Annotated in this window: 18 protein-coding genes; 15 read left to right on the top strand and 3 right to left on the bottom strand. The window is 42.4% G+C overall.

What is annotated here, in order from left to right:
• The first annotated feature begins 301 nt into the window (after positions 1-301).
• The 3 genes from MHI14_RS15005 (at position 302) to MHI14_RS14995 (ending at position 3,257) form a co-directional block, all read left to right on the top strand.
• Positions 302-1,387 (top strand): L-dopachrome tautomerase-related protein, encoded by a 1,086-nt coding sequence (locus MHI14_RS15005; RefSeq protein WP_176872639.1) that lies wholly within the window; start codon positions 302-304, stop codon positions 1,385-1,387.
• Between the two features lie 352 nt (positions 1,388-1,739).
• Positions 1,740-2,006, top strand: coding sequence for a CD3324 family protein (locus MHI14_RS15000; protein WP_133384936.1), 267 nt, complete (start codon positions 1,740-1,742; stop codon positions 2,004-2,006).
• Positions 2,007-2,174: 168 nt separating this feature from the next.
• A complete protein-coding gene (locus tag MHI14_RS14995; protein ID WP_133384937.1) occupies positions 2,175-3,257 on the top strand; it encodes a nucleotidyltransferase domain-containing protein in 1,083 nt (360 codons plus the stop codon).
• Between the two features lie 60 nt (positions 3,258-3,317).
• Here the strand turns inward: MHI14_RS14995 and MHI14_RS14990 are convergent, their stop codons facing one another.
• Together MHI14_RS14990 and MHI14_RS14985 are read right to left on the bottom strand one after the other, a co-directional pair.
• Positions 3,318-3,659, bottom strand: a complete 342-nt coding sequence (locus MHI14_RS14990; protein ID WP_133384938.1) for a nuclear transport factor 2 family protein — start codon at positions 3,657-3,659, stop codon at positions 3,318-3,320.
• Between the two features lie 28 nt (positions 3,660-3,687).
• Positions 3,688-4,482: an SDR family oxidoreductase gene (locus MHI14_RS14985; RefSeq protein WP_133384939.1), complete on the bottom strand. Its 795-nt coding sequence runs from the start codon at positions 4,480-4,482 to the stop codon at positions 3,688-3,690.
• Positions 4,483-4,658: 176 nt separating this feature from the next.
• Here MHI14_RS14985 and MHI14_RS14980 point away from each other — a divergent pair, with 176 nt between their 5' ends.
• From MHI14_RS14980 to MHI14_RS14940, 9 genes are all read left to right on the top strand, one after another.
• Positions 4,659-5,540 carry a LysR family transcriptional regulator gene (locus MHI14_RS14980; RefSeq protein WP_091029987.1) on the top strand — a complete coding sequence of 294 codons (882 nt, stop codon included), beginning with the start codon at positions 4,659-4,661 and terminating at the stop codon, positions 5,538-5,540.
• A 97-nt stretch (positions 5,541-5,637) separates the two neighbouring features.
• A complete protein-coding gene (locus tag MHI14_RS14975) occupies positions 5,638-6,195 on the top strand; it encodes a flavin reductase family protein (protein ID WP_341130655.1) in 558 nt (185 codons plus the stop codon).
• Positions 6,196-6,443: 248 nt separating this feature from the next.
• The gene (locus tag MHI14_RS14970) at positions 6,444-6,593 is read left to right on the top strand and encodes a hypothetical protein (RefSeq protein WP_164783315.1); all 150 of its coding nucleotides are present in this window, start codon (positions 6,444-6,446) and stop codon (positions 6,591-6,593) included.
• A 394-nt stretch (positions 6,594-6,987) separates the two neighbouring features.
• A complete protein-coding gene (locus tag MHI14_RS14965) occupies positions 6,988-8,583 on the top strand; it encodes a glycoside hydrolase family 32 protein (protein WP_341130654.1) in 1,596 nt (531 codons plus the stop codon).
• A gap of 132 nt (positions 8,584-8,715) precedes the next feature.
• Positions 8,716-12,519 carry a GH32 C-terminal domain-containing protein gene (locus MHI14_RS14960; RefSeq protein WP_341130653.1) on the top strand — a complete coding sequence of 1,268 codons (3,804 nt, stop codon included), beginning with the start codon at positions 8,716-8,718 and terminating at the stop codon, positions 12,517-12,519.
• A 454-nt stretch (positions 12,520-12,973) separates the two neighbouring features.
• The gene (locus MHI14_RS14955; protein ID WP_341130652.1) at positions 12,974-14,101 is read left to right on the top strand and encodes an NtaA/DmoA family FMN-dependent monooxygenase; all 1,128 of its coding nucleotides are present in this window, start codon (positions 12,974-12,976) and stop codon (positions 14,099-14,101) included.
• A gap of 38 nt (positions 14,102-14,139) precedes the next feature.
• Positions 14,140-15,099, top strand: a complete 960-nt coding sequence (locus MHI14_RS14950) for an NAD(P)H-dependent flavin oxidoreductase (protein ID WP_341130651.1) — start codon at positions 14,140-14,142, stop codon at positions 15,097-15,099.
• 208 nt (positions 15,100-15,307) lie between these two features.
• The gene (locus MHI14_RS14945) at positions 15,308-15,454 is read left to right on the top strand and encodes a hypothetical protein (RefSeq protein WP_165980179.1); all 147 of its coding nucleotides are present in this window, start codon (positions 15,308-15,310) and stop codon (positions 15,452-15,454) included.
• Between the two features lie 211 nt (positions 15,455-15,665).
• On the top strand, positions 15,666-15,824 hold the full coding sequence (locus MHI14_RS14940; protein ID WP_249910533.1) for a hypothetical protein: 159 nt from the start codon (positions 15,666-15,668) through the stop codon (positions 15,822-15,824).
• Positions 15,825-15,892: 68 nt separating this feature from the next.
• Here the strand turns inward: MHI14_RS14940 and MHI14_RS14935 are convergent, their stop codons facing one another.
• Positions 15,893-17,536, bottom strand: a complete 1,644-nt coding sequence (locus MHI14_RS14935) for a PucR family transcriptional regulator (RefSeq protein ID WP_341130650.1) — start codon at positions 17,534-17,536, stop codon at positions 15,893-15,895.
• A gap of 217 nt (positions 17,537-17,753) precedes the next feature.
• Between MHI14_RS14935 and MHI14_RS14930 the strand changes: the two genes are divergently transcribed.
• The 3 genes from MHI14_RS14930 (at position 17,754) to MHI14_RS14920 (ending at position 21,523) form a co-directional block, all read left to right on the top strand.
• Complete coding sequence (locus tag MHI14_RS14930; RefSeq protein WP_091029972.1) at positions 17,754-19,013, top strand: amidohydrolase family protein; 1,260 nt, start codon at positions 17,754-17,756, stop codon at positions 19,011-19,013.
• A gap of 23 nt (positions 19,014-19,036) precedes the next feature.
• A complete protein-coding gene (locus tag MHI14_RS14925) occupies positions 19,037-20,257 on the top strand; it encodes an amidohydrolase family protein (protein ID WP_339309582.1) in 1,221 nt (406 codons plus the stop codon).
• A gap of 333 nt (positions 20,258-20,590) precedes the next feature.
• Positions 20,591-21,523: an ABC transporter permease gene (locus tag MHI14_RS14920; RefSeq protein WP_240768022.1), complete on the top strand. Its 933-nt coding sequence runs from the start codon at positions 20,591-20,593 to the stop codon at positions 21,521-21,523.
• Positions 21,524-21,531 lie beyond the last annotated feature (8 nt).

Below are 21,531 nucleotides of genomic sequence, written 5' to 3'. Positions count from 1 at the left end.
CGGTTTTGGTACTGATAAGCTTGGCAGAGTTTTTCCTTCTTTTCCGAATTTTCTCCGATACTCTCTGCATGGGGGAATTACCCTGCGTTGACGATCGGAGGAAGCATTTTTCCTAGAACACATATAGTTACAGTCAACATGCTTCGGCTTACGCCGAAGTTTTTTGTATTTTTAGATGTATCGGACATTTTCAAAATCGAGGTTGAAAAAGAATGATTAAGGGCCAGGCATTAGAAAAAGTCTCGAACATAATTATAGGTAATATCTATTCAACTATGTTGAGGAGGACATCATACAGCCTATGTTACCTATGGAAGAATATTTTGGTAAGTTAGAACTCGTTCATTCCTTTTACGGGGCTATGCCTACAGGCGTTAGTGTATCCGAAACCGGGCGTATCTTTATTTGCTTTCCAAAATGGGGAGATGACGTTAGATTTACGGTAGCGGAAATTGTTGAGGGTCAGATGCAACCTTATCCTAATGTAGAAACGAATTTGATCAACCCATTGAATATCGTTATGTCCTTCATCAGTGTCCAAAGTGTTGTTGCAGATGGAAGGGGAACCTTGTGGGTACTGGACACGGCTGCACCAAATTTTTCTGAGCCAATTAAAGGAGGGGCAAAATTAGTCGCGGTAGATTTAGAAACAAATACAATAAGAAAAGTATATACATTTGCTGATGATGTAGTCTTGCCGACAACGTATCTGAATGATGTCCGATTTGACTTTCGTGTAGGAAAAGCAGGTTTCGCATATATAACGGATTCTTCTTCCAATGGTCCAGGCGCTATTATCGTCGTGAATTTAGAAAACGGAAATGCGTATAGACGGTTGCATGGAGCAAGCTCGACCTCACCCGATCCATATTTTGTGCCGAAAGTGGAAGGTAAAATTTTGATGAATCGAAACGCGGATGGTTCAACATCGCCCTTTCGATTGGCCTCTGATGGTATAGCCATTTCCCCTGATGGAAAAATGTTATTCTATTGTCCATTAACCAGTCGCCAGCTATACTCGATCTCAACAGAATCGTTAAGAGACAGAACGATACCGGATTTTAAGTTAAGTGATCTTGTGCAGTATTGGGGAGAGAAGGGTGCATCTGATGGGATGATCACGGACGCAAAAGGAAACGTTTATGCTGGAGATTATGAAAACGATAGTATTCGAAAGATATTGCCAAATGGAATCATGGAAACCATCGCCCATGATCCCCGAATTTTATGGCCAGATACGTTTTCTATTGGTCCGGATCAATACTTATATGTAATTGTGAACCAATTACATAGGCAGGCGAGATTTCATTATGGAAGAGACCTGCGACAAAAACCCTATAGTTTACTACGCATGAAAATTGATGAATTACCTGCTCCTACCTTTTGATATACATCCCACTTTACAAAGCGGATTTTTATTTACGTAGAAATGTATTTTATTTTTCTATACATGATCCAGTAAGCGTACAATCGTGTCAGCCCCAAAAGACATGATTATACATTTCAACAACAAGCCCTGATATAATAAGCAAATAGCAACTATCTATTTTCTATGGAGGTGAGGCTATTGAAAACAATCGGGGTAGGATTCTTACATGCACAGCTCTATGCAAAGCCAGTGAAGGATATGGCAATGCTTTGCATAGAGCCTGGGAAGAATCACATTGCCAACGACGAATCGTAATATTCTACTAACTGGCTTTGCACCTTATTGATCTATTAAATAAGGAGTGAGGCCCATGAAATATTCAAAAGCCGAGTCTATTTTTCCGGAAGAATTGCTACGTATCATTCAAGAATACGTTCAAGGCGAATTGGTTTATATCCCCAAACCCAAAGAGGCGCACCTAAAATGGGGCGAGAAAACAGAGAGCAAGAGTAAGGTCTCTGCTCGAAACGCTGAGATTAAATCCTTATTCCGCAATGGAGTCAGGATAGAGGAGTTGGCGGGTCGGTATTTCTTGTCCTGCGAAAGCATAAAGAAAATAGTCTATACAAAGAACTAATCAAGGAACTAATGAAATCCGCTAACTCGTCGTTTCGACGGTTTAGCGGATTTTGTGCAAAGATGACTTAAATGAACTTATACATAGTAACCGTACCTCTAAATCGATAGACTCAAGTTAAGGTTGTTGTGATGAAGGACGGCCGGATCATACAAAGAGGTGTAACGAATGAACGAAATCATAAAGAAGAAGCTGCTGGACAAAAATGAACTGCTAATTAATATGGTGATTGAACGCGTAAAAAGAGATTTTCTAGATGATATCGCCATTATTGGGCTTACTGGTTCATTTAGCACCGATGACTTTCACGAGAAGAGCGATCTTGATTTAATTATCATTAATAATACAGAAAAGGGATGGGAAATATCCGATTGCTTCATCTTGGACGACGTTGGATATGATATCTATTGCACGCCATGGGATTCAAGAATACAAGAGCAATCCAACTTGGAGAGTCCCAACGTATCGAGCCTAACCGAGCTCAAAATACTCTACTATGCAAAGCCTGAGGATTTGGAGAAATTGAACGTCTTCCGGCAAAAAGCTCTTGATGCACTTGCAAAACCGATAGGAGAAGCGTGTCTTAATCGAGCAAATAAATGGATCGACCTGGCTAAGCAAGCATACAGCGATACGATGCTTAGTGAAGATATCGGTTCAGTGCGATATGCATCTGCTGAGGTTCTGTACAATCTAGTCAATGCCTTGGTGAGTATGAATAACACGTGCATCAAACGAGGGATCAAGCGATATTTGGAAGAGATACGTTCGTTTCGCTATGTTCCGGATAATCTCGAATCCTTATACATGTCAATCATCGAAGCTCATACCATTGAAGATATTCGAATAACATCCTTTAATATGTTGAATAGCGTTACGAGGTTACATAACACAATGTGTGATAACTTCATTGTTAAACCGGCTCCGACCTTTGATAATCTGAGAGGGACATACGAAGAATTGTGGTGCAACTACCGTAATAAAATTTTGAAGAGTGTTGCAACGAACGATCCTTCCTACGTCTTTCTTTCGGCCTTTGGAGCACATGGATATCTTGATGAAATGGCCATGGAGAAAGGAACCAAGAAATTTGATCTTATGCAGTACTTTGATGCAAGTAATTTACCAGTTATGAAAGAGAAGCTCCTTGAAGTGATGGATGATTATCTAGAAGAGTATGATAAGGTCGGTAGAAAAGTCGAACATTTTACAACCTTCGAGCAACTATATACCCATTATATGAATCATTGACCTTACTATCCCAGTTGGTAATAAGCCCACGGAAAACATTGTTTTTACATTTAGATACGTTTAGAAAATGGAAAGTCTGACGATTTTATCGTCAACAATAACAAAATGATAATCCAATAATAGTGGATCGGGTAGACCAGTCTTGTCGTAGGTACCATCCAGCTTGCATGTTAACACAATTTCATCACCTATTTTTTTTGCTTTTGTTGGCTCTAACGTTACATTCGCCGCGAAATGGTTTTGATCACTCCATTCCCGAATCGCCTGTTTGCCATTTCGCTTTTTCCCTTCATCCAACACGACAGCTTTTTCTGAGAAACAATCTACAAATACTACTGGGTCTGGCTTGTTAGATGCAGTAATGTATTTGCCAATTACAGACGGTAAATGACTGAGATCCATATTGTTCTCTCCCTTTATTAATTAATTTTTAGACGGTAGGGATCGTTCCCCCATCTATGACATATTCACTACCTGTAATAGATGCTGCTCGGTCTGAGACCAGAAATGAGACCAGCTCAGCGACTTCTTCAGGAAATCCTGGCCGGCCAATTGGAATACCTCCGAGTGAAGTCATAAGTTGTTCGAGCGCACTTTCTCGACTTCCGGTTTCCGTTGCGATCCGATCAATTAATGCGTCAGCTGCTGCTGTCTGAATAAATCCGGGAGACAATGTATTGATGCGAATTCCTTGAGGGGAAAATTCATTCGATAATCCCTTGCTATAATTAGTCAGCGCGGCTTTGGCAGATGCATAAGCCAGTGTAGTTTCATATAAAGGCAAACGTCTCTGGATGGAAGTGAAATGAAGAATAACGCCTGAATTATTTTCTAACATAAGTGGAATTAAGCCACGATCAAGTCGAACTGCTGCGAGTAAATTCCAATTTAATGTATGAAGCCAATCCTCATCACTCAATACAAGTGCGCCTCCTGGTGGTGTCGTTGATCCACCTACGCAATGGACAATAATATCGATACCTCCAAGTTGCTCTTTTACTGCTGTAATTATTTGCTCTACACCTTCAGGTGTGGCGACATCTGCTTGCACAAATTTGACCGAATTGGGCAAGTCAGTAGATAGAGAACGGGCAGTAGTAAGGACTGTAGCTCCGCCTTTTGCAAGTCTTTTTACAACTGCTTGTCCCATTCCCTTTGTTCCTCCGGTTACAAGCACCTTTTTACCTTCAAATTCTGATACAGAGAACTCAAATTCTTTATGCATAACTATTCCTCCTAGTGATGGTATTCAATGATTAATTTGAAAGTGCTCTGTCTCTAAACCTTAATGTGTAGTTCGAGAGGAGCTAGAACTAATACTACACTTGCTACTTTCATAACGTCCAATTTATTATAATAATAAAAATGATGAATATTATTAATATATGGAGGGGTGTTTTAATGGAACTTACACAATTGGAATACTTTATGACCGTTGCACAGCTTGAACATATGACCTTAGCCTCCAAAAAACTCGGTATTACTCAGCCAGCGTTAAGTCATGCAATTGCCAAGCTTGAAAACGAAATAGGAGCTCCTTTATTTGAGCGAAATGGACGAAATATAAAGCTCAACCGAAACGGTACTATGTTCTTTAAATGGATTGGTAGAGCCCTACATAATATTGAAAATGGCCTAAGGGAAATTGAAGAGTGGTCCAATCCGGATACTGGTGTGATTACGTTGTCTTATCTAAACATTCTCGGGGTTGAATTGATCCCTAGCCTAATTCGAAGTTATCAATCGAAGTATCCCAAAGTTCGGTTCGAATTGACACAAGGGAACTTAGGGGATATTGATGAACATCTGGAGCAAGGATTTTCGGATGTTATGATTACATCGAGGGAATCTACTATGGATAATCATCACTGGAAGACTATTCAAAATGTTCCTTTATACATTGTTGTTCCCTCCCAACATCGTTATGCAGATTGCAGCGCTCTTAGTTTGGCAGAGCTGTCTGGAGAGCCATTTATTGGATTGAAAAACAACTGTGGGTTAAAAGCAACGATTATATCCCGGTTCCGAAATACCGGATTTTTTCTTGCTTCGGCTTATGAAGCGGAGGACCTGATCACTGTAGCCGGTTTTATAAAGTCGGGTCTAGGTGTATCAGTGCTGCCTAAGACGCTGGGGTTGATGTTAGATGAATTGGTCTGGATCCCTATCATTGATGAAGGATGGTACTGGGAAATAGGATTAAAGTGGAGAGATGATCATAATATTTCCCCAGCAGCGAAAAGGTTTATTGAATATGTGGATACTTTACATCAAGGAGAATGACCGCCAAATTTTTAGTTTTGAAAAGAATCTGAGAATACAATCCCTAAAGTTTTTTGAATAAGACAAAGATTTCGAAATTGCTCCCTTGTTATAATCAATGAGTAAAATTGAATGCGAAGGAGCATATCTATGCATAAAATTGTATTTTGGAACTCCAGTCGTACTTATCAGCACTCTAAACGAGGATCATTCGGTAAATTTAGCTCCTATTTCATCTGCATGGTCGCTAAATCAGTCATTTATGCTTGGAATAAGTAACCGATCTCAACCGTGCAAAATATTCTGCGTGAACGTGAATTACAAAGTACGACAGGGGTATAGGTACGAACCAGACAAATTTGGTGCCGCCCAATTAACTCAAACACCATCAGATATAGTAAAACCTTCCTGTGTTAAGGAGTGCCCCGTGCAACTTGAAGCAATTGTCAAACATGTTCATGATTTTGGAGAGGATCCAAGTACACTAGCTGCTATCGAAGTTAACATTGTGAAGTCGCACATTAACGAGCAGATATTGATGGATGGAGAAGAAAATTATATCGATCCAGATAAGTGGAATCCGCTAATAATGAACTTTTGTGAGTTTTATGGTATCGGGGAAAAGGTACATCCGTCTAGATTGGCTCCAGTCTTTGCACCACCTGTTCGTCAGTGACAATGTTCCTGCCAAGAATCCTCATTTAACAAGAACAGTAACTCAATAGCACATGCTGCCAGTTCATACTTTATTTTATTTGAAAACAAGGAAAAAAAACTTTTACAATGATTGGCAGTACGTTATAATACAATCACCAGGTAGATTACCCAACAAAAAAGTGAAATATTGTAATATCCAGTCACACTCGGCTCGTCATAGTTCTTTGAGTCGCTTATTACAACATAATAGATATCGGAGGTATGATTATGGTCAAGAAGAAAATTTCCACAGCCCTCAGCGCAGCTTTAATTGTTTCTATGCTGGCTACTGGTCTAATAGTCACTATCCAAGGTAACACAACGTTAGAGGTAGCGAAGTCAGCAGGGGATAAAAAGGTTGAAGTGGTTAAAGCATAAGAGACGTTAATTTGTTTAGAACATTTCAAGAGACAAGAACATATTCCTATTGAAGTCGCTATTTTAGCGGCTTTTTTTGTTTTATCGGTAAAATTGGGTTTAATACTAACGATATTTTGTTGAACAAGTAAAGAGAAGTTTAGATGTAACCTTTTTTACATTTGTAAACCATTAGGTTTGAAACAATAAAAAAAATGATTAGGTCGACTTAAATAAAAATTGGTATTTTCTATAATCAGGCATAAAATGTGCAAATGTAAACTAAAACAGGTATATACATAAAAAATAATGTTCATTTATACAAAAATACTTTGACAAATGAAAACAGGTGGATTATTTTGTTAATAAGGAATGCTTATTTCTTCTTTTAGATTCTAAATAGCCTTAAAGGAGCGTGAATAAAATCAAAAAAACACTTCTATCAGCTGAAGAAAATAGTATCAGCAAAGGTCCGGAAAACTTTATTTATAAAAATGAATACAGACCGCAAATACATTATTCCCCTAAGGGAAACTGGATTAACGATCCTAACGGAATGGTTTATTATGAAGGAGAATATCACCTTTTCTACCAGTATACTCCTCATGATACGCAGCCTGACTTCGGCAGAATGCATTGGGGGCATGCAGTAAGTAACGATTTAGTACATTGGGATGAACTTACACCAGCCATCTCACCTGGGGAAGATGGAGCGATCTTTTCGGGAAGTGCGGTAGTCGATAAGAACAATACAAGCGGATTCTTCAACGAAGCAGGATCAGGATTGGTTGCAATTTATACTAATAATGGTAACAGCGCTCAACCCGGTAAACCGCAGGTTCAAAGCATCGCTTACAGCAAAGACAAAGGTAGAACCTGGACGAAATATGAAGGTAACCCTGTTTTATTCCCCATGGAGACGCTAGACTTTCGAGACCCAAAGGTATTCTGGCATGAAGAATCTTCAAACTGGGTAATGGTTCTTGCTGTAAGCGATCGTGTAGAATTTTACACATCTTCGAATCTTAAGGATTGGTCTTTTGCAAGCGGTTTCGGTTCTGATATTCCGGGCATCCATCGTGGAATATTTGAATGTCCTGATGTTTTTAAACTCCAAGTGGATGAGGACCCTAATACCACTAAATGGATTCTGACACTAAGTGTCGGAGATAGAAATGGCGTAAATCCAAACGATTCAGAACCACCCGCAGGCGGTTCTGGCATGATGTATTTTATAGGTCACTTTGATGGTAAGGTTTTTACACTAGATGAACCATTGGAATCATTCGATACAATCAAATGGATAGATTACGGATCTGACTTTTACGCGGCCGTGACCTGGGATGGTATGCCGAATGAGGATGGGCGAAAGATTTGGGTCGGCTGGATGAATAATTGGCGTTATGCTTCCACTCTTCCTTCTAAAGAATGGCGTGGCCATATGTCAATCCCACGAGAGATTCAGCTTAGGACGTATTCGGAAGGACTTCGCTTAATTCAAGCACCCATAACTGAGTTAAATCAACTTAGAAGATCAATTCTGTCTCTACAAGACATTACAATTAAACCAGATATGAACGTTTTGTCTGCTGTTTCTGCTGCAAAGATGGAAATTATTGCGGAATTTGAAATCGGTAATGCAATAGAATTTGGGTTCAAGGTGCGAAAGTCTTCCTCTTCCAACCAGGAGACAGTCATCGGATATAATGTCTTGAATGAGGAGTTGTTCGTCGATCGGACGAAGTCAAACACTGTTGATTTCCATCCCGATTTTGGTGCAAAACACAAGGCCCCCATGAAGCCACAGCATAAACGGATACAGTTGAGCATCTATGTTGATTGGTCAAGTGTAGAGATCTTTGGCAACAATGGAACAACTATCATTTCAGACACGATTTTCCCCGACTTGGGAAGTAGAGGACTAGAACTCTATGCCATTGGCGGAGAACTAAAGGTCGTGTCGCTTCAAATCAATGATCTCGTAAGCATTTGGGGAAATGAGAGTGTTTAGACTTTAGCAATGGCTGGATTCGACATAATGGCTACTGCGCGGTTTTGGGCAACCGAACTGAACTGAACTGGGTGTCCAAAACCAATTAAATTTGAACCGACTTTACAATTCCATTAGAAAAGAGGGTAAGGAATGAACGATAAATCTAAATTCGCAATATGTCTTCTGATGGCAACGGGATTAGCTCTGACTTCAAACGGTATTTTTACATCTAACTCAGTTGCGGCTAGTGCTGTGCTCGCTGATCAGGAAACAAATAAACAGGCAAAGGAGGAGCTTGATATTTTTGAAAGCGCATCCAAACCAAGCACCAATCTGATAGGCTGGCAAGTGAAAGGAAAAGGGGGATTAGAGGATACTTCAAAAGGAATCTTGCTAACTTCACAACCTAAAGAAAATGTAATGGCCATCTCAGAGACAGTGTCCGATGATTTTATTTATGAAGCTGATGTCATGATCAGGGATACGAAGGCAGATGCCACATTGTTGTTTCGATCTAATGAGGATGGCTTTAGCTCGTACATGCTGCAAATCGTTCCGGACGCAGGTCTGGTTCGGTTAAGAGATGCAAGAAATGGAGATGGGAGATTAAAGGAGGAGCGTAAAGTTTCTGTTGAAATGGGGCAAATCTATCATCTCAAAGTGAAGGCAGTGGGTTCCTCGCTAAAAGTATATTGGGGCAATCAATATAAACCATTAATTGATGTTCAAGACATTTCGTATCAAAGCGGAAGGCTCGGACTCCATGTATGGGATGGATCCGCCTTGTTTTCGAACATCGTGGTGAGCGATCTGAAAGGTAATTTGGGTACAGTGCTTTCTAGCAAGGGAAAATGGCAGCCTGATATCAACGGCAAAAGAGGGACGGTAGAACAGGAGAGCACAGCACAGCAAATCTATAATAAAGAGGCGACTGATATGGTCTATGAAGGGAATATTACCCTTCGTCCTGATTCTATTGCAGCTCTCGCATTTCGATCTTCAACCGATGGAGCGGAAGGATATGAAGCTACTCTTACGAAGGAAGGGGATCAGGTTCGTGTAAGTTTGACGAATACAAAAGGAACAGTAATTGCAAGTTCGCAACGTTCTTATCCGAGTCAGATGGGAGCCAAACATCATGTGGAAATCAAGGCAAAGGGAGATCGAATTCAGGTCTTCCTGGACGGATACACTACGGCCGCGATTGACGTGAAAGATACAACCTACAGGAGTGGAAGTACCGGAATCGTCGTAAAAAAGGGGACGGCTTACTTCAATGATACTTATGTGACGGAATTGAGCCAATATTACAATGAGATATATCGTCCACAATATCACTACACGCCAATACGTGGTTCAGCGAGTGATCCGAATGGACTTGTCTACTTCGAAGGAGAATATCATCTCTTCCATCAGGATGGAGGAACATGGGCGCATGCTGTAAGTAAAGATATGCTGAACTGGAAACGGCTTCCGATTGCACTTCCCTGGAATGATCACGGACATGTCTGGTCTGGGTCGGCTGTTGCGGATATGACAAATGCATCTGGTTTATTCGGAGATTCAGGAGGCAAGGGCCTTATTGCATACTACACTTCCTTTAATCCGGATAGCCCGAATGGGAACCAGCGTATAGGTCTGGCTTACAGTAAAGACCAAGGTCGTACTTGGGAGTATTCGAAGGAACGCCCGATTGTGATCGAGAACCCGGGTAAGAGCGGAAATGAAGTTGGGAATTGGGATTTCCGCGATCCGAAAGTGATCCGTGATGATGAGAATAACCGATGGGTTATGGTTGTGTCCGGAGGAGATCATATTCGTTTCTATACGTCAACGAATTTACTTGACTGGACATTGACAGATAATTGGGGATATGGGGATTACGTCCGCGGAGGAGTATGGGAATGCCCTGATTTGTTCCAGCTTCCGGTAGACGGAACGTCACAGAAGAAGTGGGTTATGATGATCAGTACAGGAGCGAATCCCAAAACAGGCGGATCAGATGCCGAGTATTTTATCGGTCATTTAACAGCTGATGGTAAATTCGTGAACGATAATCCGGCGGGTAAGGTGTTAAGAACAGATTTTGGTAAAGAATTTTACGCTTCGATGTCTTTTGCTAACATGCCTGATCATCGCACAGTGATGATGGCGTGGATGACGAATTGGGATTATCCGTTCGCTTTCCCAACGTCCAATTGGAAAGGTGAACTAACCATTCCGAGAGAAGTATCATTGGTAACAACCGAAGATGGAATTCGAATGGTGCAAAGTCCAATCAAAGAATTGGAATCACTGCGTAAACCTTTGTATTCTGCTTCCAACAAGTCGGTGAGTCCTTCTTCCGGGAATCTGCTAAAAGGTATTATTTCAGGTGCTTACGAAATTGAAGCTGAAATTGAAATCCCTGAAGCCAGCACGGTGACCGAGTTTGGCTTTAACATTCGTGAGGGTGCAAATCAGAAGACGGTCGTGGGTTATAAGGCAAGTGATAGTCGTATGTTTGTGGACCGAACTGCATCCGGTGAAACGGATTTTTCTAACCTTTTCAGTAAGAAACATGAAGCGTCTACGCAAATGGAGAATAATCGGATCAAGATGCGTATTCTTGTGGATGAGTCTTCTGTTGAAGCCTTTGGTAACGACGGCAAAGTTGTCTTTTCAGATGTTATATTTCCTGATCCTGCTAGTAGAGCGATGAGTTTTTACGTGAAAGGTGGGAAGGTGAACGTTGTTTCCTTGAAAGTGCATCAACTTCAATCTGTCTGGAACGAGGACATTCCTTCAAAAGTTCAAATAAAGATGGATACGAGCGTTCGGGAACTGGGGGTAGGCGAGTCGGATACACTGCAGGCCATGGTCGAGTATGGACCAGGTCCAGGCGTTCAACCACTTAAGTGGAATTCCAGTAATAACGAAGTAATAGCCATAGAGTTGGTAGACAATTCACATGCAGTTATTAAGGCAAAAAAAGAAGGGGAGTCCACAGTCACTGTATCTACACCGAATGGTAAAGCTTCCAGTAGTGTGCTCGTTAAAGTCTCAGGTGGCGAGTTCCGGACAAACCTGAGTGGATGGACTAAAGATCTGTCTGCTGCTTCATGGTTAGTTAGTGAACATGGGATTCGTGGTAAATATTTTAGCGATTCGAATTATATTGCCAAAGAGAAGGCTGGGAATTTTACGTATGAAGCAGACATGATGCTTGGTGAAACAGGAGGGGCAGGTTCTATTTTGTTCAGGGCTAGCGAGGATGGTCGCAGTGGTTATTATCTGAATCTAGACCCTAACATGAAGGCAATCCGTCTGTTCTATAAAATCAATGGAGGATTTGAAGAACGGCAGGTTCTTGCAAAAGTACCAACTTTCATTCAGCCAGGCCATACGTATAAGGTGAAAATAGAAGCGAATGGTCCGCATATTGTCGTTCACGTGGACAGTCAAAAAGTCATAGATATCATGGATGGTACTTTTGCAGAAGGCCACTTTGGACTCCATGTATTTGGCGGCTCCGCATCTTATCAGAACGTCAATATGAGCAACAGCGAACCTGCGAACCTCATTAAGTCCAGCCTTGTAAATGCCACAACACAGAAATTCATTTATACAGTTAACCTTGTCAACGGGGAGCCGGTTACCTTGCAAGATGCAAGTGCAGCTTCCGTACAGAAGTGGATATTTGTTCCGACAGGCGACGAAGCAGGTTCGTATTCGATTCGTACTACGGCCGGTCAGACGCTTGATCTGGATATAGGGCAAAATAAACTTCAGCTATATCATTACTTAGGGTACAATAACCAGCGTTGGGTCCTTCACCAGAACAAAGACGGATCAGTTCATATTACTTCAGCTCATCATCAAAAAGCATTAGAAGTATCGGAAGATGGGACCGAACTCTTGCTAAGTGAACTGGATCCATCACTTGATCGACAAAAATGGATATTAACGAAATAATCAAAATTTATTCCATGACGGCGTATCTCATAGATATTCCAATTATATTGGTTGGGATAGACTCAAAGGGGACGACAACTGGAGGTTTATATCAAAGCACACACGGCCATCCAAAAAAGGATGGCCTTTTGGGTTTGAAAGACAGACTCATTATTTAAAATAGAGTCTAATCTTCAAACCACTCCCTTCTATACGTACAAAAAGATGTACTATGTTCATTTAAATTGCCCTCTTTGCAAACGAAACGATTACGCTTAAGATTGGCTCACAACCAAATATTTTCACTCCTAATAGTTAGCAAGCTAAATAATAAACTTAAGAGGGCAAGGAGTAACGGATTGCTGACTTCTATCCAAATCAAGAGAGTCGGAAAAAAGGGCATAAATTATTGGCTAAGGAATTAGGTGTATTACAAGGAAAGTAAGTGAACTCATGAAAAGGGGATCTTTCAATTATGGAAGAAAGAAAGCTTAAACTAGGAGGAATTATTGATGGCGTGGGATGGAATTACACGGGTTGGAGACACCCACATATTCCAGCAGATGCCAGTGAAAATATTGAGTATTACGTACAGAAAGCTATACAACTTGAACAGGGGAAGTTCGATCTCATCTTTTTAGCAGACGTAAGTCATATCGGACCTGGCATGATCCCGCACTATCTAAGCATGTTTGAGGGTGTATCCATTTTATCTGCATTGAGTATGGTAACTCATTCTATTGGTTTAACCGCTACGATAGCGACTTCATATGCTGATCCCTTTACGGTTGCTAGGCAAATTGCTTCCCTTGATAAGATTAGCAAGGGCAGAGCAGGGTGGAATGCAATCACCTCCAATCCTGGAGGGTTAGCCAATTACAGTCGGTCCCATCTGAAGAAAGCAGATCTTTATCCCATGAAAAAAGAGTTTTTGGAGATTGTTGAAGGACTCTGGGACTCGTATGAAGATGATGCCTTTATACGTGATAAGGAACGTGGGGTATTTTATGACCCGCGTAAAATGCATCCACTAGATTATACCGGGAATTACTTTTCCGTGGAGGGACCCTTAAACATCAGTCGATCGAGGCAAGGAAGACCAGTGGTCTTTCAAGCGGGCACTTCACCGGAGTTCATGGATATTGCTGCAGAGCATGCCGAAGTCATCATGGCACCTGGACATGATTCGGAATATCTCAAGGCATTTACTAATGAACTTAAACGTAAAGTTCAAAATCAAGGGCGTTCACCATATGACCTGTTGATGATGCCTTCTCATAACCCGATCGTTGGTAGAACGGAAAAAGAAGCCCTTGAAAAGCTAAGGGAAATTGAATCATGGATGCCTAAAGGTTATCGAATGCCGAAACCTGGATTGATAGGATCGGCAGAGCAGGTTGCCGAACAAATTGAACATTGGTATCGAGAAGGCGTCATGGATATCTTGCTGATTAGACAAGATCATCCTGCAGGATTTAAGGACTTTATCCAATTGGTTGTTCCTATCTTGCAAGATAGAGGCATATTCCGTAATGAATATGAGGACGACACACTTCGGGGAAATTTAGGTTTACCTTACCCAGAAAATAATTATACGAAGTAATAATATAAAATTCATTTAACAAGGGGGAAACAAATAAAATGACTAACAGAGTATGTGAAATATTAGATATTAAAAAGCCAATTATACAAGGACCAATGTCTTGGGTTGCTAATGCCGAATTTGTTGCAGCAATAAGCAATGCAGGTGGATTAGGATTTCTAGGTCCAAATGCCGGTCAGGTTGATATAACTCGCTCACCAGAAATAAGTGCGGAAAGAATGAGAACTGAAATACAAAAAACAAAAACTTTAACGAATAAGCCATTTGGAATTCCAGTGATCGTGAATCGTGATTTAGCTTACACATGGCCACTTATAGAAACAGTTATTGACGAGAAAGTTCCTGTTGTTCTGGTGAATGATACACTGGATGAAAGGATCTTTAAACCATTAAAAGAAAACAACATTAAAATTGTTTATAGACCCCTTACGCCTACTATTGAAAATGCAAAAGCTGCAGAAAAATTTGGAATAGATGTTTATGTAGCGACTGGATTTGATGAAGGTGGTACAGTTCCAGAACGAGTTATTGGAACATTTTCGATTGTTCCAATGATTGTTGATGCTATAAATATTCCTGTAATGGCAGCTGGTGGTATTGGAGACGTTAGAGGAGTGCGTGCCGCATTTGCTTTAGGTGCTGAAGGTGTGTTTGCTGGCAGTGTCTTTATTCCGACAAAAGAAAATCCGACAGCTCAAAATGTAAAGCAAATGATTGTTGATGCCACAGCAGAAGACTTACAAATGTTTCGTACTTTACCAGCATACTATCGTTCTTTACCTACTAAATTGGCGAATAAACTAGTCGAAATGGATAAACAAGGTGCCAGTCGTGAAGAAACAGCAAAATTGATGCGTGGATCAATTGGAATGCGTATCGGAATGCTAGAAGGCAATACAGATGATGGCTATGTCACTGTTGGCACAGGAATCACACCAATTAAAGAGATTAGAACTGTAGAAACAGTCATCCATGATTTAATGCAAGATTTTAAATAATTGCCTTGGTAGACTTACCTTCATATCGAATGGTCAAAAAGCTAAACACTGCGCAAATTCCAAGCCGCTAACTTAGCTGCACAAGGAAAAACCTTTTACAATCATTGTCAGTACGTTATAATACAATCACCAGGTGGATTACCCATCAAAAAAGTTAAATATTTCAATTTATCAGTGAGTCTAAGCAAACGATATCGGAGGTATGGTTATGGTGAAGAAGAAAACTTCCACAGCCCTCAGCGCAGCTTTAATCGTTTCTATGCTGGCTACTGGCGTGATAGTCGCTATCCAAGGTAACACAACGTTAGAGGTAGCGAAATCAGCAGGGGATAAAAAGGTTGAAGTTATTAAATGAAGAAGCTAGATGCGACTCAAGTATTCAACAGAATCAAATAAAGAAAACACAAAAATATTTAATTTTTTAACCCCAGCTCGGTTAACTCAGCTGAGGTTTTTTATATTATCATGATGTATTGAAAAAATGTAGCTAAAGTCCGAACTCAAGAAGAATTTGATGAGTCGCTAAAACAAATAGGTTTTTCGAAAATTGAAACATACGGCGAATATTGGATGTACAATGTCAGCCTGCTTATGATGCGTCGAGTATGCTGAATGGCCTGTCGCTCGCGATTATACTCCCCATGTTTCTGCAGAACGGACAAGGACGCTCTACTGATAACCGTGCTCATATTGCTGATAACAGTACTTTTGTTCCGGTGATGTAAGGTAGATTAAACGCTCGGAATAACTTTGTGTGGGAATAGAGCCTTACAAGAAGATTTCTCACTTAGTCTTATTGCAGTAGCAGAGGTTCGATGGCTATCGCTATGCGGATTCGTAAGCTTTCAGTTGGATCTTTGAGTTTCACACCCAAGAGTTTTTCACACTTTTCCAGTCTATAGACCACCGTATTTCGATGAACGAAAAGTTGCTTGGATGTTTCGACAAGCTGGCATTGGGTATCGTAAAAAGCGTTCAAGGTGCGCAGCAACTCTTTTTTTTCATGTTCGTCTGCAATGTACAGCAATCCGTTTAAGGTCGCGTCGTAAAATTGTTTCAGTTCGTTGTGGGGAAGCATGTGGAATAAATATCCGATGTCCTTGGCTTGGTAAGATTGGACAAATTGCTTTCGTTTTAGCCAGTAGCCGAATTGCAATGCATTAACCGCTTCTGTATAAGAATGACGAACGCCAAGTACATTTGTTGCAGGTTTGCCCATGCCGATAGACAGACTCAGTCCAGTCTCATGATGCAGCACTTTCAGCATTCCTGACAGCTGCTCGGTGATTTTCGCCTCATCCCACCCCGACTCAGGGATAGATAGCAGAAGACAGTAGGTATCATGTTTGGTAAACATGACGAAGGAATGATCTAACCCACCAAAAACACGTTTGATGTGCTCGTATTGCTCCTCTTGCTCCGTGATATTATCTCCTTTCGGAAACGCCGAACCTTCGTGATTAGGAAATCTTTGATGCATGTGATGCACCTCGTCATTACGCATGGTCAGCACGACACTTGCACGCCCCTTGATAAGCCCGCATCTCTTGCCACGGTTCAGCGCCTCCTGCTCAGAAGTGATATATCCCTCAATCAGATCGGAAAAGAATTCGTTTTTGTGCCTGCGAGAGCGCTCTTTGACAGCCTGTGATTTGGTCAGCTCCATTCCAATGACGTTGGAGGCCTGCTCAAGCGTCAGACCAAAAAGGCCAGTCCATTCATCCGGAGAATGAAAGGATAGCAAATAGCCTTCGTGGCGGTAAGTTTTCACCGGATATATTAACATGCAGTAACGCTCTCGGACTGATGTGTTGATGAAGCACAACGAAGTAGGACTAGAAATATCGGACAAGTCTTGAAGTGTATTCACAGCGGCTGCAGTGAGTTCAGCAATACTTGTATTCTGGCTGGAAGCGGAGATGGTTTGCCATTTGTAGTTTAACAGGATGACTGGGGATGAGAACAGTTTGGATAGAGAATCGATAATGCTGGAAATTCCTTTGCCGCGCATGATCATCTCGGAGAACTTTTTGTGGATGCTGAGTGCATATTGCAGTTCGTCGCTCTTGTTATTCAGAATCACACTGGTCGATCGCTGCAAAATTTCGCCGAGGGATAGACGCACATCGGAAATTTCGATGATGGGAAATTCGTTCTGATCCGCTTCCCAAAGTATTTCATCAGGGATCGGCAATTCAAAGCGCTTGGTTTTGATGGCCAATCCCGAGCAATGAAGCCGCTGCATGTCCCTGATGAGATGAATAAACATATCTGGCTGCTGCTTCATGAAAAAGCCGTTGGTCAGCAAGAGCTCATTTGGCCTTAGAAACCGAATGATATCTGGACAGTCCATAATATTGACCGTTTGAACCTCACGTACTAGACCCTTATGCCCCGTAATCACTCTGGCATCATCGTAAATGCCGTTTTTCAGCAAATCTGTCAGCAGCACATCGACCCATCCCTTTCTGGAACAAGTTATTTTATTGTTAAGTAATATAACACTACGATCATGTAGAGTAAATATCTTTGGTTTGATCATCCAATAATGCTAATTATTTTTATCCTTTTCATCCAATGATTTCTCGTAAGGAGTGAATTATGCTTAAAGTGTTTCTTGTGTGTAATAAAAGCGTACATGAACGGAGGATGTAATGATTGATCTACTTATCACAGATACGGTGATTTCCGGGGATGAAAGGCGAATGGATGTCGGGATATCCTCAGGCAAGATTGCATTTGTCACGCCATGCGGGGAGAGGAAAACCGAAGCGTCTCGTGTAGTGCAGGGCAAAGGGGGTTTATTGCTGCCCGGATTGGTCGAGCCGCATATTCATTTGGAAAAAGCATATTTGCTGGATTCCATGGATCGGGAGGCGGAGTCTATCCAGGACGCGATTCGGATAACATCCAAACTTAAAAGTTCGTTCACGAGGGAGGACATGTATCGTCGCTCGCTGGTTGTCATTCGAAAAGCCGTCAGGAATGGTGTAACCCATATGCGTTGCCATGCAGAGGTTGATCCGGTCCTTGGACTCAAAGCTGTCGAATCTGCTCTTCGTCTCAAACAATCCTTAAAACATCAACTGAATTTACAGGTAGTTGCCTTTCCGCAAGAAGGGGTCTTTAAGAGTCCTGGGACTGCTGAGCTGATGGAAGAGGCCATTCGTATGGGAGCCGATGTGATTGGAGGAATCACTTATCAGGATGCAAACCTGGGGGAACACTTGGATTTTGCATTTGGTCTGGCCGGGAAGTACGGAAAACCGTTGGATTTCCACGCGGATTTCTCGGTCGATTCCAACGACCGTGCCGTTGTGGAAATTGCAAAAAGGACAATTGCTGCAGGAATGCAGGGGCATGTAGCCGCGGGACATGTAACCTCGCTCGGTTCCCTCATTGAACACGAAGCTTCGGCTATCGGAGAGCTTCTGTGTCTTGCCGGAATCAGCGTCATTACGCTGCCGATGACCGACCTCTTTTTGAATGGAAGGGAAGGCTCCGAAGGTTATCATAGAGGTCTGACTCCTGTGAAACTGCTGCAGGATTGTGGAGTGAATGTGGTGATTGGCGTCAATAATGTGCGCAACCCATTCACGCCGTTTGGCAAGGCAGACCCGATTGAGGCTGCCTGGCTATTGGCGATTACTTCGTACATGGGCGGCAAACGGGATGCGCTCATCTTGACCAACATGCTGACGCATAACGCGGCACAGGCGTTAGGCATTGATAATTATGGAGTTAAGGTTGGCGCTCCGGCTGATATGGTATTGTTCGAAGAGCGGTCGGAAAGGGAAGTGCTGCTTAATAAACCGGAGGCCCGTACGGTCTGGAAATCGGGATTACAGGTAGCTTGTACCGACTCAAAACTTTTGGAATTACCGTGGTTGACGGATGGGATGGAAACAATCTAATTATGAAGTAAGGGGATGGAGTTATGGAGAAAGGATTAACACTCGTAAAAAATGTCAAATGGTCGGAAAACCTGTTTGATCTAACGATTGATCAAGCAACTGGACTTATTGTCAGCATTGAGACTGCCGGAACTGATGCGGATCTCACATCTGTAAATATTGCCGGTAGGGCGACAACCGTCATTGACGCGGATGGGCTCCACTATGTACCACCAATGGCAGATATGCATACCCATCTGGACAAGCATTTTATTGGAGAGCCGTGGAAGTCTTTGCAGCCGTTTGTCACGCTGCCCGGACAGTTGGAATTTGAGAAAAGTATGTTGGGAGAACTACCAACCGGGGCGGGAGAACGTGCGAAACGAATGTTGGATTTAATGCTAGCCCAAGGTACAACGGCAATCCGCACACACGTTGACGTGGATCCGCAAATTGGTCTCTCTCATCTTGAGGAGGTCTTGGAAGTGCGTAAGATGTACCAAGGACGCATCGATATGGAAATTGTGGCGTTTCCCCAGCAAGGCCTGCTTCGGTCTGACTCCATTTCCGTCATGCGGCAAGCGCTTCGTGCTGGAGCCAACTATGTTGGTGGTGTGGATCCGGCCGGACTGGACCGCCGGGTGGATGCCAGTCTGGAAGCCATGTTTGAACTTGCGACAGAATTCTCTGCGGGCATCGACTTACATCTGCATGACCCGAGTCATCTCGGAATATACACGATCAGCCGCTTCGCCGAACTGACAGAACAAGCCGGTATGTCCGGCCGTACCGCGGTAAGCCATGCCTACTGTTTGGGCCAGGTTGGGGAAACAGAGGTGCGCTCACTCGCGGAAAGGTTGTGTGCGACCGGCGTAGCCATCATGACGAGCGTGCCCATTGACAGACCCATGCCCCCCATCAAACTGTTGATGGAAACGGGAGTGTCCGTGCATATCGGTTCCGATAACATTTTGGATTCGTGGAGCCCATTTGGTAATGGCGATATGCTCTCCCGTGGTTCACGTCTCGCTGAAGTATCCGGTTGGGTGGAAGACTTCTGGTTGTTAGAAACGTACAAGCTTATTTCCAATGCGCCATTAACTCCAAAAGTGGGTGAACGAGGCGCTTTCTCTTTGGTAAATGCCATAAATGCGATGCATGCGTTGGCTGCAGCACCTCCACGCGAAGCTGTATTTTCGGGTGGTGTGCTTGTTGGTGGTCGAATGTTTCCGAACAGCAGACAGATGGCAGCCATCCATTCGTAACAATCTTTAATCATACATGAAGCAGCGCATCCTTTTTCAGGTGCGTTGCTTTTTGGCATGAAAAGGCTGATCACATGACGTATAAAACGTTGCTTAATGCAGTGAATGTCATAATACATGACGCTTTAATTTAAACAGGCTTTTCTTTTGGTGTAATAATCCAAATGAAATCATTTTTTTTAGTGAATCACACCAATGACTGAGGCTTCCTTACATCGTATTATTCATATAAGAACATTTTTGAGTCATATAAACTGACATTAACAGAATAGGAGGGATATTGGAGGAGTTACACAAACCAAACATCATTGTTAAGAACAGGGGGAGAGAGACATGCGTCGAGGTTTCCATGCAAACCGCATCCAAAACATCAGAAAGCATGGGCTGTTATTGGTCATGATTTTGCCAGGCATCGTCTATCTGTTCATCAACAATTACTTGCCCATGTTCGGCATTGTGATTGCGTTCAAAGATATCAATTTTGCAAAAGGAATCTGGGGAAGTGACTGGGTAGGCTTCGATAATTTCGCCTATCTGTTCCAAACGCAGGATGCTTGGGTGATTACCCGAAACACGTTACTCTACAACGGCGCATTTATCGTGCTTGGAACAGTGCTCTCCATAGCTGTGGCCGTATTGTTGAACGAGGTAAAAAAGCGATTTGCCTCCCAACTGTACCAAAGCATCATTTTGCTGCCCTATCTGATCTCGATGGTCATTGTCGCTTACTTGGTTCTGGCATTGCTCAACGAGGAAAACGGATTCGTCAACCATTACGTGCTTCCTTTGCTGGGAATTGATCCCGTGTCGTGGTATGCGGATTCCGGTAAATGGCCCTTTATATTAAGTGTCGTATATCTGTGGAAAAACGTCGGTTATACATGCATTGTTTATCTGGCCTCAATCGTAGGCATCAGCCAAGAATATTATGAATCCGCTACGCTGGACGGAGCATCCAAGTGGAGGCAAGTCTGGAGCATTACCCTTCCTCTGCTTAAACCCACGATAGTCATTATGGTGCTTCTTGCAGTGGGACGCATTTTCAATTCCGATTTCGGATTGTTCTATCAGGTTCCGCTGAATTCGGGTGCACTGCAAACGACTACCGATGTCATTGACACATACGTTTATCGTGGATTGATGACTTTTGGGGATTTCGGAATGTCATCCGCTGCCGGACTTTATCAGTCCATAGTCGGTTTTCTGTTAGTATTGACGACCAATGCGATTGTTCGTCGCAAAAACCGGGATTTGGCGCTGTTTTAGCTAAGGGG

Origin of the sequence: Paenibacillus sp. FSL K6-2393, from assembly GCF_038002545.1 — a bacterium.
Lineage (GTDB): Bacteria > Bacillota > Bacilli > Paenibacillales > Paenibacillaceae > Paenibacillus.
Note: the sequence above shows the minus strand (reverse complement) of the source record. Positions and strands in the feature narration are given on the sequence as shown.